Source organism: Phycisphaeraceae bacterium, assembly GCA_020851465.1.
Taxonomy (GTDB): Bacteria; Planctomycetota; Phycisphaerae; order Phycisphaerales; family Phycisphaeraceae; genus JADZCR01.
Genome location: JADZCR010000003.1, coordinates 148,087 through 163,088 on the forward strand (window position 1 = coordinate 148,087; position 15,002 = coordinate 163,088).

Here is a 15,002-nt window from a genome sequence, read left to right on the forward strand (position 1 = left end):
CTGTTGAGCCGCGGCTCACACTCCCACTCCACCGCGCATCACCGGCACCAAATCCGGCGACGGCCCCTTTTTCAATCCCGGCACCATGTAGCCGATCTGGTACGCGATCCGCGTTTCGTTCGATACGTTCGTGCTGCTGCCGTGCGGCAGATACTTGTCGAAGATCAACGCCTGGCCGGGGCGCATCACGGCTGGAATCTTCCACGAGGTGTCAAACTTCCCCTGCCACTCGCGTTTCTCCGTACTCCATTCGTGCTCCAGCAAGCCTTCACGATGTCGTCCGGGCAGGACCCAGAGCGTGCCGTTGTCCACAGTCGTGCGTGAAATAGCGACCCACATGGTGAAACCATTGCCCGGCGCGGTCAGCAGATCGACATTCGAGTCTTTCGCGTAGTCACCCTTGAGCGCGTACCACTGGTCCTGATGCCAGGCGAAGGCATTATCGCGTGCTGTGATCGTGGACTTCTGATCGCGGCTGGCCGGCGGCTTGATGATCGTCTGGTTCCAAGTCATGTCCGCATCCGGGCCGATGAGGTCGCGGCAGAGGTCGAGAATGATCGGGTGCCTGCAAAACGCAGCGCAGGGTTCGCTGTATTCCTGAAGCCGGGCGATAAACGGCCGGTAGCGAATCTGATCGAGCGTGATCGCGTCAGCATTGTTCCGCTGAGCTTGCTCGATCTGCTCGCCCCAGATGCGTTCCATCTCGGATCGCACGGAGGCGATCGTCGCTTCGTCGAAGATCACAGGGGTGACGAAGAATCCGTCAGCAGTGAGTTGTTGGCGATGGGCAGCGGTGACGCGAAAGGTCGATGCGGTGGTAGCGGGCATACCCGGATTTTAACAGCGCGGTTCTCCAACGCATGAAAAAACAACCTTCGCAGCAGACACCTGCGTTTCGCGGCTGCGGTATTGCAAAGGCCCCCGGCGACAACCTGATAACGAGCGTTAAACGATCTCATCGGCTCGCGGGAACGAGCCGAGCACCGTCAGTTGCAGGCAGTGCTTGCGTGCTGCTTCGATCGCTTTGGCTACGTGCGGCTCGGTGTGATGGCCGGGACATTCAATGAAAAAGGCATACTCCCAATTCGCACGCTTGCTCGGGCGGTTGGCGATGTTCGTCAGATTCAGGTTCGCGTCGCGAAAGACTTCGAGAACTTCCGCCAGCGCGCCGGCTTTGTGAGCTGTCGTAAACATCAGCGCGGTTTTATCGTCACCCGTGGCTTTGGCGCTGTTGGGGCTGATGATAAAGAACCGCGTCGTGTTGGCGGGGTTGTCCTCGATGTTTGCGAACTGGATTTTGAGGTTGTAGATCTCGGCTGCCAGCGTCGAGCCGATCGCCGCCGCTCCGGGTTCCTTCGATGCCATCTCGGCTGCTTTGGAGCTTGACGCAACCGGGATGCGTTCCGCCTGGCGCAGTTGAACACCCAGCCACTTGCGACACTGGCTGAAGACTTCCGGCTTTGAGTAAACGCGCTTGATCTCCTCAACCGAGCAGTTCGCCAGCACGTTGTGGTGGACGTTGATGAGCACCTCGCCATACACCTGCGCGGTGGTGTCGAGGAACGAATCGAGCGTCTCGCCGATACCGCCGATTTCCGAGTTTTCGACCGGCACGAGTCCCAGGTCCACGTGACCGCGGCCGATCTCATCAAAGATGGCCTGTATGTCTTCGAGATTGTTGTATTCAACCCCCGCGGAACCGAACTTTCGCCGGGCGGCGACGTGGCTGAAACTTCCCGGCGGGCCCAGATAGCCGACCCGTAATGATCGCTCCAGTGCGAAGCTTCCGCTCATCAGCTCCCGCCACATCGCGATAAGACAAGCGTCGGGCAGCGGTCCCTTGTTGTAGCTGCGGACTTGATCGAGAACCTTACGCTCACGTTCGGGAGCGTAAACGGGCGTCTTGCCGTCGCGCTTGACCTTGCCGATCTCGACGACAACCTTGGCCCGCTCATTGAGCAGGTCAACGATTTCCCGATCGAGCTGGTCGATGCGTTTGCGCAGCGGCGCGAGATTGGATTGCGCGTCAGAGTTATCCATTCAGGGAGGCATTGTAGCGAGTGGCTTTTGATTGATGAGAGCGCACGGCACCTCTGCGACCCGACAGGACGTATCCGCTGCATCAGACGCTATCTCACCCTGCCGTCACCCGCCTCCGTCCGCGATCGTGTTTTACGATGAATCCCCAGTGTTTTCCGATAACTAGACAGGCTCAGCCACGGACGCAGCGGATGGTGAACGAGCCGAGTGCATCAGCAGGCGGCTTTTCCGCAAAAAGCATCGTTGATTGAGAAGACCGCTCCCCGGCGATCGCAGCTCGTCCGATGCTCCGCCTGCGATGGATACACTCTCAATATCAGGTCAAAAGCAGCATCATCATGCCCTCACAAAATCTCCATACCGTGCTCGACGGCATGCCTGGCGTGGGTCAGGTGGTGCTGTTTATCGTGCTGGCTCTGGGGCTGGTGCTCTGGCTGATGGGGCGACGCCTCGCCAAGCCGGTCTGTATCCTCACGTCCGGATCACTCGGCGCCGCGATGGGGTTCGTGCTGGTGCAGGCTGCGGGCATGTCGGGACTGGCGATCGCAGCGATGATCGTCGGAGGCATCGTGGGTATAGTGCTTGGCTGGTGGTTTTTCCGACTATTCATGGCTTTGAGTCTCGCGGTTGTGCTGGCGGCGACGCTTCCCGTGGCTGCACTCATGCTGCGCGGAACAGCTCCACCTGCTGTCGAAACTCAGCAGGTGAAGGATCAGTTTGTTGACCTGACCAAACCGCCGCGCACGGATACGGAACAATCGCTCCACGATCGGCTCGCAGGAGTCTATAAGCAACAAGCCGACGAGGTCCGCGCCTGGTGGGACGGTCTGGAAACAGGCGGTCGCCGTCTCGTCGTGACTTCCGCTGGGCTGGGAGGCGTAGTGGGATTTATCGTCGGATTATTCGCACCGTTGACGGCAGCGGCGCTTGAGTCCTCGCTCCTGGGTGCGGCGGCGATGGTCCTGGCCGGCTGGCAGCTATTGCGACTGTATTCCCCCGACACAGCCGACCACCTTCCCCACGGCCCGCGGGTCGCGGCACTTACGCTGAGTCTGATAACCCTTCTCGGTGTCCTGCTCCAGTGGACCCTTTCGCGACGCAAAGCCGATAAGTGACTTCGCCGCCGGATGTGCGTCGGGAAGCTGAGCCGTGAGGCGTGCTGACCGGGTAAGGACGCATTGACGGCAGCCTCGCCGACAGGCTCATAAAGCCCGTCCAATCTCATAAGGAGTCCATCATGCTCTTTCTCGCTGCCAGCCAACCCCGATCAGAAGGGTTTCTCGAAGTCCTCACTCAGATTTTCTCGCGGATCGACACGCTCGCCAATCCGGGTGATCTGCTGCGCCACGTACAAAACCTCTCATTGGTCTGGGGCGCGATCCTGCTCGCGGCTGGGTTGCTCTGCCTTTTCCAGGGAGCGAAATACTACAAGGTGGTCACGGTGATTTTCGCGTTGGCGGTCGGCGGTATCGTCGGCTACGCGCTCTCACGGCACATGAATGCAGCACCGATCGTTTCAGGGTGTCTCGCTGCCCTCTTTGCCGTCATCTGCTGGCCGCTGATGAAGTACGCGGTGGCGATCATGGGCGGCATCGCCGGCGCATTTCTGGGCGCCAATGCCTGGACCGCGATCGCGGCAACCGCAGCGGGTCAGGCGGAAAACGGCGGTGCAGCCAATGCATCGAAACTCTGCTGGGTCGGAGCTTTGATGGGTCTCATCATCTGCGGCATGCTTGCGTTCGTACTCTTCAAGGTCGCCATCGTCTTCTTCACCTCGGTCAGCGGCGCGACAGTGGCACTGATCGGAGCGCTCTGCCTGCTCACGGAGGTTAAGGACATCCGGGTAGCGTTGACCGACAACTTCGGTCATAACGCACTGGTTCTGCCGCTGCTCATGATTGTGCCCGCATGTATCGGCCTGATCCTGCAACATACCTCGCCGGACAAAGGTCAGGCCGCCGCTGCCTCCAAGCCGGCACCCAAGCCGGCGTGATGTCGTCGGAACTGCCGGATGAAGCGGAGATGATCGGCACCTTTGCGGCTGGATGATGCTGCGCGAATCGTTGAGTGGCGGTGCGCGTCAGGTCGTGAATGCTGCTTTTTCCCAAACGATTTTCGCCTGAGCCGCAGCCGCGAGCGGGTTTTCCATGCCGCGCAGATCGAGCACTACCGGCCCGGTGCGTCCGCCCGCCAGATCGAGTGCGATGCGATAGGCGATCACATCCAGATCACCCTCGCCGATCGTGCTGCGTAAGCCGCTGGTGTCGATCTCCGACTCCCCCGATGCACGGCTGCCTGCTACATCACTCAACCGCGCCACGGCCAGCCTGCGTCGCAATCGATGAACCAGTTCTGCCGGCTCTCGACCATGAACGAGTGCAGACGCGGGATCAAGGCCGATACCCAGTGCCGGTTGATCGGTGGTGTCCGTCCATTGGAGCAGGTCGTCGATGCTGTCCTCCGCGTGAACGGCGAGGCGTATGCCGTGGCCGTCCGCTGCCTCGACGATCGCCTTCCGCATGTCTTCCGCCAGATTGGCGACCGGCAGAGCCAGACTCACCGGCACACGGCCCAGGTCCGCAGCCAGCTCGATGGTCGCCAGAAGTGCAGCCATGGCGCGGTCAGCGTTTTCCGGCTGAACGAAATGCTTCCGAGGCACGAAGCAATCCAGTCCCGCCAATCTCAGGCCGCGACGGGTCAGCAGCGCAGCCAGATCTTTCCGGGCACGCACATCGAGATCACGAGAGCGAACACCCGGCAACGTCGCATCAAGCTGCACCGCACGAAAGCCCCCTTCCGCCAGTCGGGTCAGCGCGGTCTGAACGGTGCCGTCGGTTTGTTTGACCACCGGGCGAATCGTCGGCGCGAGCGTGAGATCGGACCCGTGCGTGAGAATAGCCATGAGATTCGTTCACGGAAGTTGCCGCGAGGATGCGGCGGCAGTTGAGCGGACGACGATGACGGTCTTGTGGATTACAAGGATCGGAAGCGGCTGCGATTTTTCAGGATTCCTCAAACTGCCCCATATCCCGCAAACGCTCAAATCGCTTCTTTAACAACGTGTCCGACTTGAGTTTGGTCAGGTCACGCAGCGACTGGATGATCCATTTTTCGAGTTTGTCGGCGGCGGCATCGGGGTTGCGGTGTGCGCCGCCCAGGGGTTCCTCGATCACATCTTCCACCGTACCGAGCCGGAGGTTGTCCTGCGCAGTGAGCTTGAGCGACTCGGCGGCCTGCGATGCCGCTTCGCCGGTCTTCCAGAGGATTGAGGCACAGCCTTCGGGACTGATGACGCTGTACCAGGCGTACTGCATCATGCCGACACGATCCGCCACAGCGATACCCAGCGCACCGCCTGAACCGCCCTCACCCACCACAACCGAAACAATCGGCACGCGAAGACGACTCATCTCACGGAGATTCACCGCGATGGCCTCCGCCTGACCACGCTCCTCGGCACCGATGCCCGGATAGGCGCCGGCGGTGTCCACCAGCGTCACCACCGGCAGGCCGAACTTCTCCGCCAGCTTCATTTTCGCCAGAGCTTTGCGATACCCCTCCGGGTGCGCCATGCCGAAGTTACATGCGATGCGTTCCTTGGTGTCTTTGCCCTTGTTATGCGCAACGATGAGACACTTTTGTGAACCGATGCGACCCAGACCGGTGATGATCGCCGGGTCGTCACCGAAATGGCGGTCGCCGTGAAGCTCGCAGAAATCCTTGACGAAGGCACGGATGTAATCGACCGCCTGCGGCCGTCCCGGATGTCGCGCCACTTTCACCGTATGCCAGGGCGTAAGCTGGGCGTATATTTTTTTAAGCATGCCGGTGTGGCTCTGCCGGAGCTTGCGCAGGTCAGCGGCGATATCAACGCCCTGCTCGTCGGCGTGGGTCTCCAGTTCCGCGATCTGTTTTTCCAGTTGGATCAGCGGCCGTTCAAATTCCAGCTCGTAGGTGCCGGTGTAGCTGTTCAACGCGGTCATGGGTTTCATCCTTGAATGTGCGAGGCCGCGGCAGGTCGGTCCTCTGGCTTTCCGGTCACTCCGAAACAGGGCTTTTCCTCGTACTTCTGCCTTCGACGCTATTCCCTGCTATTTTAATCGCTCAATGGATCAGCGTGAGGAACAATTCGGCTCCATACGGCAGGTGGCGATTATCGGCGTCGGCCTGCTGGGAGGAAGCATCGGTCTGGGACTCAAGCAGGCTGGATTTTCCGGGACTATCCTGGGTCTGGGCCGGCGGATCGAAACTCTGGAAAAGGCCAGACAACGCGGGTGCGTGGATGACATCACCGCTGACATCAACCGTGCCGTTTCGGATAGCCAGCTCATTATCCTCTGCTCGCCGGTGGCGACGTTCGGTGACTGGATGGACAAAATCGCCGCTGCGATTCATCCGAATCTCGTCATCACCGACGTAGGCTCGACTAAGCAGGTCGTCTGCCGCGAGGCTGCGCTACGACTGGCGCGACATGCGTCACGATTTGTCGGCTCGCACCCGATGGCTGGCGGGGAACGCGGCGGGCCGGAACACGCGACGGCGAATCTCTTTCAACATCGACCTTGCGTCATCACCCCTGTTGCCGACACCAACCCCGACGCGCTGGAAACGGTACGTCAACTCTGGTCACGGCTGGGCATGCGACTCATCACGATGTCCCCCGCCGATCACGACTGGACGGTCGCGCGGATCAGTCATCTGCCGCACGCCGCGGCTGTGGCGCTGGTGGCGATCGCCAGCCGTCAGGGGGGAATGCAGGCTGCCTCGACGGGTTTTGGCGATACGACGCGCGTCGCCAGCGGTGACCCGGAAATCTGGCGGGATATCTTCGCCACCAATCGTGAAGCGATTGTCAAGGCTATCGACGCCTACCAGCTCGAACTGGGACGGCTGCGCGACTGGATCGCCACCGGAAACGACCGCGACCTGCTGACAGCATTGGTCGAGGCGAAACACGCCCGCGACCAGTGGCTCAAGACGCATGGCTCCGCACAAGCAGCGGATCAACCCGCTGAGTAAAGGATCATCAGGCATGGCTTACGAACTGGGATTTCTAGGCGCCGGCAACATGGCTGAGGCGATCGCCAGGGCTGCGATCGACAAGGGCGTGCTGCCGGCCGGGGCGATGATCGCATCCGATCCGAGCGACGTCAGGCGGGAGGTTTTCACGCGACTGGGTATCCGTGCGGTGACGACCAACGCGGAAGTGATTAAGGAATCACGACAGATTCTCGTGGCGGTCAAACCGCAGGTGATGACGCAGGCAGCCAGCGACCTTGCGAGCCACGCGACAGCCGATCAAGTGCTCATCTCCATCATGGCGGGTGTGACGACGACAAAACTCGCCGACACCATCGCCTCCGCGGGCGGACGTGTGAACCGCATCGTCCGGGTGATGCCCAACACCCCGTTGATGATCGGCTACGGCATGGCGGGGATTTCTCTTGGCCGAAAGACCCAGCCCGGCGACGAGACGTTGACCATGAAGCTCTTTTCCGCAGGCGGTCAAGCGATCATGGTGGAAGAAGAAAAACTCGACGCGATCACGGCGGTCTCCGGGTCGGGACCGGCCTATGTGTTTTATCTGGCGGAAGCGATGGAGCGTGCCGCCAATGAGCTGGGGCTTGCAGGGCAGGCGTCGCTGCTGGTGCGTCAGACGATCCTCGGTGCGGCCCATCTGTTGGCGGCATCAGGTGAGTCGCCAGCCGACCTGCGACGTAAAGTGACCAGCCCCGGCGGGACGACCGAGGCAGCAACCAGACACATGGACGGCAACAAATCCATTGACGTGATCGTCAACGCGATCAAGTCAGCCGAGAAGCGTTCCAAAGAACTCGGGCACTGATGCCCGGACTGCTGAGTAAGTTTCTAATTCTGCTCATCATCACGATTGCGCTGTGGATGAAGTACGATCCCGAAAGAACGGGAAGCGGGAATTAAACATCGATGGCCACCTACCCGACCCTTCGTGATTTTCTGGATGCCCTTGAAAAAGCAGGCGAGTTGCACCGTGTCAAGGCTCGCGTGTCGCCGATGCTCGAAATCACCGAGATCGCCGACCGCGTGAGCAAGAGTGCCGCACCGCACACCAGTCCGCACGCCCGGAAAAACGATCCGAATCACGCACATCTGGGCGGTAAGGCGTTGCTCTTTGAAACTGTCGAAGGCGCATCCATGCCGCTGGCGATCAACGTGTTCGGTTCATATCACCGGATGGAGATGGCTCTGGGCGTTGAGCAGGACGGCGGGTTTGACGGGCTGGCGGAAAAAGTCGGCCGCCTGATCAAACCTGAACCGCCCAGCGGCATCCTCGACAAAGTGAAAAAGGGCATGGAGCTGGCAAAGCTCGCCTCACTGACGCCGCGTCTCGTGCGCACCGGTCTGTGTCAGCAAGTCGTCAAGACCGGCGAGCAAGTGAACCTGTTTGAGCTGCCGATCATCAAGTGCTGGCCGGACGACGGCGACCCGTCACGATTCGGCTATCCGCAGAGCCTTCAGCAACCCGGACAGGGCAGATACATCACCTTCGGCGGGATTCACACCATCCACCCCGACGACGCGGGCGTGGACGGACCACGCCTGAGCCGCAACATCGGCATGTATCGCGCACAGCTTCTGACGCGCAATACCACCGCGATGCACTGGCACATGCACCACGACGGCGCGAGACATTGGCGGGCGTGGAAGAAAGCAGGCAAACCCATGCCGCTGGCAATCGCGCTGGGCGGCGAAAGCGTGCTGCCTTTCGCGGCGACGGCACCGCTGCCCCCCGGCGTGTCGGAGTTTCTTTTTGCCGGTTTTCTCAACGAAGGGGGCATCGAGGTAGTGCCTTGCAAGACGGTCGATCTGCATGTGCCGGCCAATAGCGAGATCGTCATCGAGGGCTTTGTGAGTACGGAGTGCGGTCCGCCGGATTACGATCCGCGCGTATCAGCGTTGAACCCAGCTCCCCAACCGCTCCTCGCTGACCACGAGTTTTTTGAGGGGCCTTTCGGCGACCACACCGGCTTTTACTCGCTGCCCGACCGCTACCCGGTCTTCACCGTCACAGCCATCACGCACCGCAGAGATCCCATCTATCCGACAACGATCGTCGGCCTGCCGCCGCAGGAAGATTACTACATGGGTAAGGCCACGGAGCGCATCTTCCTGCCTCTGCTCAAAACGCTGGTGCCCGACATCATCGACTATGACCTGCCGATGTTCGGCGTGTTCCACTCATGCGCCTTTGTGAAAATCCGCAAGGAATACCCGCTACAGGCACGCCGGGTGATGCACGCGATCTGGGGTGCGGGACAGATGGCCTGGACGAAAATGATCGTCGTCGTTGATGAAAACGTCGATGTCCACGATCAGAACGCCGTGCTGTTTCATCTGGCGGCCAACTGCGATCCCGGACGCGACATCGAGATCATCAACGGCCCGCTCGACATTCTCGACCACGCTGCGCCCCGGCTGGGAGCCGGACACAAAATCGGCTTCGACGCGACAGCCAAGATCAAGGGTGAAGAAGTCAACGGCCACGCGATCCGCAACTGGCCCCGGTTGCTGGAAATGTCGCCGGCGATCAAGGAACTCGTCGGGCGACGGTGGCGTGAGTACGGCTTATAGACGTCACGGATCGTTCACCGTGTTGCGGGACGAGCACCCGGCGCACGTACCTGCGGACTGCGGTAAACCCGGATTTCGTACCCGCCGTCGTTGAACGACTTGACCAGCGTAAGCGTGTTGAAAAGTTTTTCGTAACCGGCGATTTCTTCGGAGTATCGTTGCCGGTCGGTGAAAAACCGGCCGAACGCCGGCTCACCAAAAACAAAATATTCCACCCCCTGCTCAAAGTACCACTGCGGATCGTGGACGCAGAGAAAACGCTCCGCCCGGACGTCAAAGAGAGCCGGATCGATGAAAGCTGAATAGCTCTCGACCGCCACCCGGCAATTACGAGGGATGTTGTCCTCCAGCCAGTCTCGTGCTGTCTCCCGGCTGTCAGTCGTGGTAAGCCGGACGTTCGCCTGCACGACACGAACCAGAGGCAATGCCAGCAGCGCGGCGGCGACAAGACCCATGATCGGGGAAAAGGCGATGGAAACCCGTTCATTCCGCTGGCGCGTCATCCATCGGAAAAAATCCGCCAATCCCATAGCTGCGAAAATGCAAAGGAACGGCATCACCGGCAGCAACGTCTGCTCATTTCGCACCGGCACGCTGGCGATGATGACGAAATAGATGATCGGGAACAACATCAGAAACATCGTGGCCGGCTCGCGCCTGTTTCGACGCAGGCACCGAGCCATCTGCACCAGTGCCAGCACGGCGATAGGCCCCTCGAAGAACAGGAGATAATGCGCGTACCACAGCGGCGCACCGCCTTCCATCCCCGGGTGGCCGTTGGCGTAGTGGATCGTCTCGATGAGAATGTTGCCGATGAAGGTTTGCCAGTCGATCAGCGAGTAAGGCGTCGTCGCAAGGAACGCCAGCGGTGCAAGCACGAAAGTCAGCGCGAGCTTCCAGTCCTTGTTGTGCTCACACTTGTCGGAGACGAAGTAGGCGATGATCGGCAGCGCGATTGCAAAGAAGCCGTTGTATTTCGATCCGGTCGCCAGGCCGCAGGCGATCCCCGCCAGCGCGTAGTCACGCCATCGACCGTGCGCAAGGATCCGCTGGCAGGCCCAGACGACGACCAGCAGGAAAAATAGCATCACGACATCGGGATGGATGTAGCGACTTGAGGCAACGTGTGATGGGGAGACAGCAAGCATCGCCGCTGCCAGCAGACCGATGGTGCGATCGCGCGTCAATTGCGTGACGATGAGAAAGAGCATGCCCACGCTTGCGACGCCGAACGCCACGGTGATGAGCCGTGAGATCACAATGAAGCCCGGCGTGTCGATCCGCCCTACGCCGCCGGTCAGCCAGACCGTCTGATGGATGTCTTTGATGTCGTTGAACCAGCCTGCCGTCCGCCCGAACAGGTAATACGCCTCTCCGGCTGCGGCGGTGAGATAGATTTGCAGGGTCGGCTTCTTGAAATAATGCGGGTTGAGATCCCCGGAATGGAGCATTTTGATGGCCGTGCGAATCTTGCTCGGCTCGTCCGGATGGTAGAGATAGGGCAGCCCGAACCCGACTCCCCAGACCCGCAGCGACAACGCGATGGTGAGTACGATCCCCAGTGCCACCCCGGTGCGAACCCGTGCGGTATTCCACGCCTCGTCATCCAAGCGGACAACGGGAGTTCCGGCAGTCAGGACGCGGCTGACCATCTGGTTCAGACTCGACACGCAGACTCCCTAAGGGGTGTCGGCCCCCGCCGACATGAATATCTCAGTTTACCGCTGCGTCTGTATCAAGGGAAATGAACACCCGCATCGCCTATCAACGACGAATCCATGCCGACGTACTGAAACTGACTCGGATTGATTCCGCAGTTCGCCAAGCGCGATTTGGATAGGAAACCGTTTTCGTCTGATGCAATCGATCAGAATCGACCACGGAACGAGAAGTAAAATCCTGATCGCGGGCCGCAATAGGCCGGTCGGTAATACCTCGGCCCGCAGTAGCCGCCATAGTACGGGCGATAATAGACCACCGGCGGCGGGCAGTAGGCGGGATAGTACACCGGCGCGTAGCCATAACCATAGCCCGGATATCCGTAGTAACCGCTGCGGTAGTACCGTGAGTAGCCGCTCGAATATGAGAATCCGACGCTCGTCCGCGAGCGGTGGCCGTAATCGCTGTACCCCACGCCGATGCGATACGACGCCTCACTGGCGCGATTGTTGGAGTAGGTCCGCACGGATTCGTTGCGCGGGCTGACTGCATCGGTGCCTTCATACCGTTCGTTCAACGGGAGAGGCGCGGGTGATGCTGCATCGATCGGCCGCGAATCCACGACCTGAAGCTGCTCATAATTCGCCAGGGTTGCATTAGTCGTCGATGACCGTGCCGAAGTATTGGCAGACGGGTTGTAATAAACACGTCGCGTGGTGACGACAGGCGGATTAGGTTTGTTGCCGCGCAGCGAGTCCGAGGATGCGAGAACGGGGTATTTGGAAACCTCCGGGCTGAGCTGACGGCGTGTAGCCTCCGTGCCTGACGAGCTGCGATAGACCAGCGGCGCAGCCTCGATGTAGCGGATGTCAGATCGCTCCACGTTTGAGACGCGCTCAAGTCGCCCTGCCGTTCCGCCAAATCGAGCCTCATCGGCACAGGTAACTAAGCCGGGTGACGCAATAGTTGCGGCAAACGCCACGACCGCGATACTGAGCTTCGTGCTGTTGAGCATGGCTGTACCTCCTTGATGACCTATATCATTATCGACGCGCGTTTGCCGAAATCAAGAACTGAGCATCCTCTGGAAGTGTTGTAAAACTAAAGAGATATGCTTCGCACGCCGATTAGTGAAATCGCGTGAAGCCTCGACCGGGCCAAACTGCGAGATTGAGACACCGCCAATATGACCGACCGCCCTCTGCTTTATCCTCTGAAGCTCGAACCCATTTACAAAGAAAAAGTGTGGGGTGGTCGCGCCCTCGAAAAACTGGGACGAAAGCTGCCGGGTGACTCCGCCACGGCTATCGGTGAGTCATGGGAACTCGCCGATCTGGCGACCACTTCGGTATCCGGCGGCGGCGGAGCGGCGGAACGCTCAATCGTCCGCAATGGTCCGCTCGCCGGTCGCACACTCCACGATCTGATGCAGCTCTACGGCGCAGACCTCCTCGGACGACTCAAGCCTGACGCCGAGGGCGGCTTCCCCGTACTGATCAAGTTTCTCGATGCCGGCGATAACCTCTCAGTGCAAGTCCACCCAAGCACTGCGTGGTGTGAATCGCATACCGATGCGTACCTCAAGAGTGAAGCCTGGTACATCCTCGACGCAAAACCCGGAGCCGCCATCTACAAAGGGATTCGACCCGGCGTGACGCCAGCGCAGCTTCGTGCCGCCATCGCCAGCGGCACATCGGAAGCGGTCGAGCAGACGTTGATTAAGGTTCCGGTCAAAGCCGGTGATTGCCACTACCTGCCCAGCGGAACATGTCATGCTCTGGGTGCAGGCGTGCTGGTGGCGGAGGTGCAGACTCCCAGCGACACGACATTCCGCGTGTTTGACTGGGGACGAACCGGCCGCCAACTTCACATCGAACAGGCGATGGAGTGCATCCACTTCGGGCCGCCGGACGTGCGGCAGTTTGAAAAGCGATCCCACGTCGCGGGGATGTTCACGACGGTCAGTCGGCTCGTGCTCTGCGAGCACTTCCGTATCGAAAAAATCCGCATGACCGAGTCGTATGAACAGGAAGTTCCGTATGACCAGCCGGCGGTGTGGATCGTGCTCGAAGGCAAGGGAACCATCACCCCCGGCAACGGCGCGGGAGCGGTCGAGTTCACACGCGGGGAGACGCTGCTGATCCCCGCCCACCTCGATAAAGCAAGGGCGAAATTCGACCTGGACACGACCTGGCTCGAAGTCACTTTCCCGCAGGCACTGGCGGAACCCCTCAAGTAAACGTCAGCGACGCTCACTCCACCGCCATCGCCACCAGTCCCTTTCTCATCATCGTCTGCAAAAACATCGTGACAGCGCGCTCGGCCTCGGCGGGGTGGAGCTTGTGTCTCCTGGCGAACGTGTCCACGATGTGACGCACGCTCTTTTGTCCGTCGCACATCGCCAGCACTTCGAGGCCGAAGGCGTCCAGATCAAACTTCCGGGTCATGCCCTGGGTTTGACGAAAGAAAAACTTCTGAAAACCCGTGGGCACAAAGGGCACGGTGAGCCGCTCACCGCCGCCTTCGAGCGGCTCACGCCCGATGATGCGTGCCGTCACCGGCCGGGCGCGCATCGCTTGTTCGCGGGTGAGTTTGGGAGGCCGTGCTGCCATTCATCCACACTACCGACTCACGACAGTTTTGTGTAACGCCATCCCGCGCACTTCGCCTTGACTCGATAGCATCGCTCATTGATCCGTCACGAGCACGCCAACGAAAACGCTGTTGACCTTCAACCTTTCCACGCCCATTGCAAACCCGCTGTCACGGAATCCAACAGCGTGTCATTTGGATCGTTACCCGTCGCCCGCAGCAGGTGTAACCGATCCGTATCCTGATCGTGCAGAGTCAGGAATCGCATCCAGCGCGGCGTACGCCAGTAGAAGGGTCGAAGTGCCGGTCGGAGTTTCGCCTGCGTGACGAAGCCCACGCCGCGCGGCGTGCGGACCGCTGCTTTTTGCGGGCTGCCGCGACGAAACCAGCCCGCGCCCTGATCCGCGTAAAGGTGACGCAGGGACCGCACGTAATCTTCGTGCCACTTTTCCAGCGGAAACCGCGACAGCGCGAGTTTCGTGGGATAAATCTGTCGGATCGTGACGGACGGGGCGTTGAACTCCTGCGTGCCGCGATTGAGCGTCACCGCCATGTCGCCGAGGTTCAGCTTTGCCTCCGCGTAAAGGAAGCCGGCGGGAGCGATAAAACTCACGTCGAAAAAAGCCCACCGCTGATCGCCGTCGGCAGGCTGATCGACCAATCCGCTGAGTGTCTCCTGACGGATTGTCAGATTCTCACGGGAATTGCCGTGCAGATAAAGCACTTCGACTACACGTTGCGTCGCTGGGAAATAAGCGATCGCGCGGTCACGTTCCTTGTCGGCATCACGCAGGAGCATCATCGGCGCGGCAGCGGGATTGTGCAGTTTTTCAGCAGCTTCCGCCCGCGAACCAAAGCGGCGACACAGCATCCGTTCGCCGTCGGCGGGCTTGCGCAGCCGCTCCCAGGAAATCTCGATGCGAGGACGATCATCATCCGCGAGGACGATCATCCCTTTCCGCATGTCGCCTGCGATCTGATGCGGTCGATAGCTATCAGGAACATGGGTCAGCAGGCCCGCCCATCCCAGCGGGCGCAGACCCGGCGCGGGTGCCGGCCGGTGTAAAGGTGTTGGAGAGGAGGAGGTCACGCTTGCTTTA

14 protein-coding genes are annotated in these 15,002 nt (G+C 60.4%); 6 read left to right on the forward strand and 8 right to left on the reverse strand.

Translation table 11 applies throughout. The features are described from left to right. Positions 1-15: 15 nt before the first annotated feature. Both IT444_04020 and pheA read right to left on the reverse strand, forming a co-directional pair. Positions 16-828, reverse strand: coding sequence for a phytanoyl-CoA dioxygenase family protein (locus IT444_04020; GenBank protein ID MCC7191931.1), 813 nt, complete (start codon positions 826-828; stop codon positions 16-18). A gap of 117 nt (positions 829-945) precedes the next feature. Continuing rightward, positions 946-2,040 carry a prephenate dehydratase gene (gene pheA / locus IT444_04025; protein ID MCC7191932.1) on the reverse strand — a complete coding sequence of 365 codons (1,095 nt, stop codon included), beginning with the start codon at positions 2,038-2,040 and terminating at the stop codon, positions 946-948. A 338-nt stretch (positions 2,041-2,378) separates the two neighbouring features. Between pheA and IT444_04030 the strand changes: the two genes are divergently transcribed. After that, positions 2,379-3,155, forward strand: a complete 777-nt coding sequence (locus tag IT444_04030; protein ID MCC7191933.1) for a hypothetical protein — start codon at positions 2,379-2,381, stop codon at positions 3,153-3,155. A gap of 122 nt (positions 3,156-3,277) precedes the next feature. Next, entirely contained in the window at positions 3,278-4,033 is a 756-nt protein-coding gene (locus tag IT444_04035; GenBank protein MCC7191934.1) for a hypothetical protein, read from the forward strand. An 87-nt stretch (positions 4,034-4,120) separates the two neighbouring features. On the opposite strand, the gene IT444_04040 is transcribed toward IT444_04035, so the two are convergent. Then, positions 4,121-4,942 (reverse strand): sugar phosphate isomerase/epimerase, encoded by an 822-nt coding sequence (locus IT444_04040; GenBank protein ID MCC7191935.1) that lies wholly within the window; start codon positions 4,940-4,942, stop codon positions 4,121-4,123. Between the two features lie 100 nt (positions 4,943-5,042). Beyond that, positions 5,043-6,032 carry an acetyl-CoA carboxylase carboxyltransferase subunit alpha gene (locus IT444_04045; GenBank protein ID MCC7191936.1) on the reverse strand — a complete coding sequence of 330 codons (990 nt, stop codon included), beginning with the start codon at positions 6,030-6,032 and terminating at the stop codon, positions 5,043-5,045. 115 nt (positions 6,033-6,147) lie between these two features. Between IT444_04045 and IT444_04050 the strand changes: the two genes are divergently transcribed. From IT444_04050 to IT444_04060, 3 genes are all read left to right on the forward strand, one after another. Further along, a complete protein-coding gene (locus IT444_04050; protein ID MCC7191937.1) occupies positions 6,148-7,059 on the forward strand; it encodes a prephenate dehydrogenase/arogenate dehydrogenase family protein in 912 nt (303 codons plus the stop codon). A gap of 13 nt (positions 7,060-7,072) precedes the next feature. Further along, positions 7,073-7,885 (forward strand): pyrroline-5-carboxylate reductase, encoded by an 813-nt coding sequence (locus IT444_04055; protein MCC7191938.1) that lies wholly within the window; start codon positions 7,073-7,075, stop codon positions 7,883-7,885. Positions 7,886-7,986: 101 nt separating this feature from the next. Continuing rightward, entirely contained in the window at positions 7,987-9,651 is a 1,665-nt protein-coding gene (locus IT444_04060) for a UbiD family decarboxylase (GenBank protein ID MCC7191939.1), read from the forward strand. Positions 9,652-9,665: 14 nt separating this feature from the next. Here IT444_04060 and IT444_04065 read toward each other — a convergent pair whose 3' ends face one another. Further along, on the reverse strand, positions 9,666-11,321 hold the full coding sequence (locus IT444_04065; GenBank protein ID MCC7191940.1) for a glycosyltransferase family 39 protein: 1,656 nt from the start codon (positions 11,319-11,321) through the stop codon (positions 9,666-9,668). Between the two features lie 197 nt (positions 11,322-11,518). Beyond that, complete coding sequence (locus tag IT444_04070; GenBank protein MCC7191941.1) at positions 11,519-12,325, reverse strand: hypothetical protein; 807 nt, start codon at positions 12,323-12,325, stop codon at positions 11,519-11,521. A 171-nt stretch (positions 12,326-12,496) separates the two neighbouring features. On the opposite strand from IT444_04070, the gene IT444_04075 reads away from it, so the two are divergent. Continuing rightward, positions 12,497-13,549 carry a class I mannose-6-phosphate isomerase gene (locus IT444_04075; protein ID MCC7191942.1) on the forward strand — a complete coding sequence of 351 codons (1,053 nt, stop codon included), beginning with the start codon at positions 12,497-12,499 and terminating at the stop codon, positions 13,547-13,549. A gap of 13 nt (positions 13,550-13,562) precedes the next feature. Here the strand turns inward: IT444_04075 and IT444_04080 are convergent, their stop codons facing one another. Together IT444_04080 and IT444_04085 are read right to left on the reverse strand one after the other, a co-directional pair. After that, positions 13,563-13,922, reverse strand: a complete 360-nt coding sequence (locus IT444_04080) for a PqqD family protein (protein MCC7191943.1) — start codon at positions 13,920-13,922, stop codon at positions 13,563-13,565. Positions 13,923-14,041: 119 nt separating this feature from the next. Further along, positions 14,042-14,992, reverse strand: a complete 951-nt coding sequence (locus IT444_04085) for a hypothetical protein (protein MCC7191944.1) — start codon at positions 14,990-14,992, stop codon at positions 14,042-14,044. Positions 14,993-15,002: the final 10 nt, after the last annotated feature.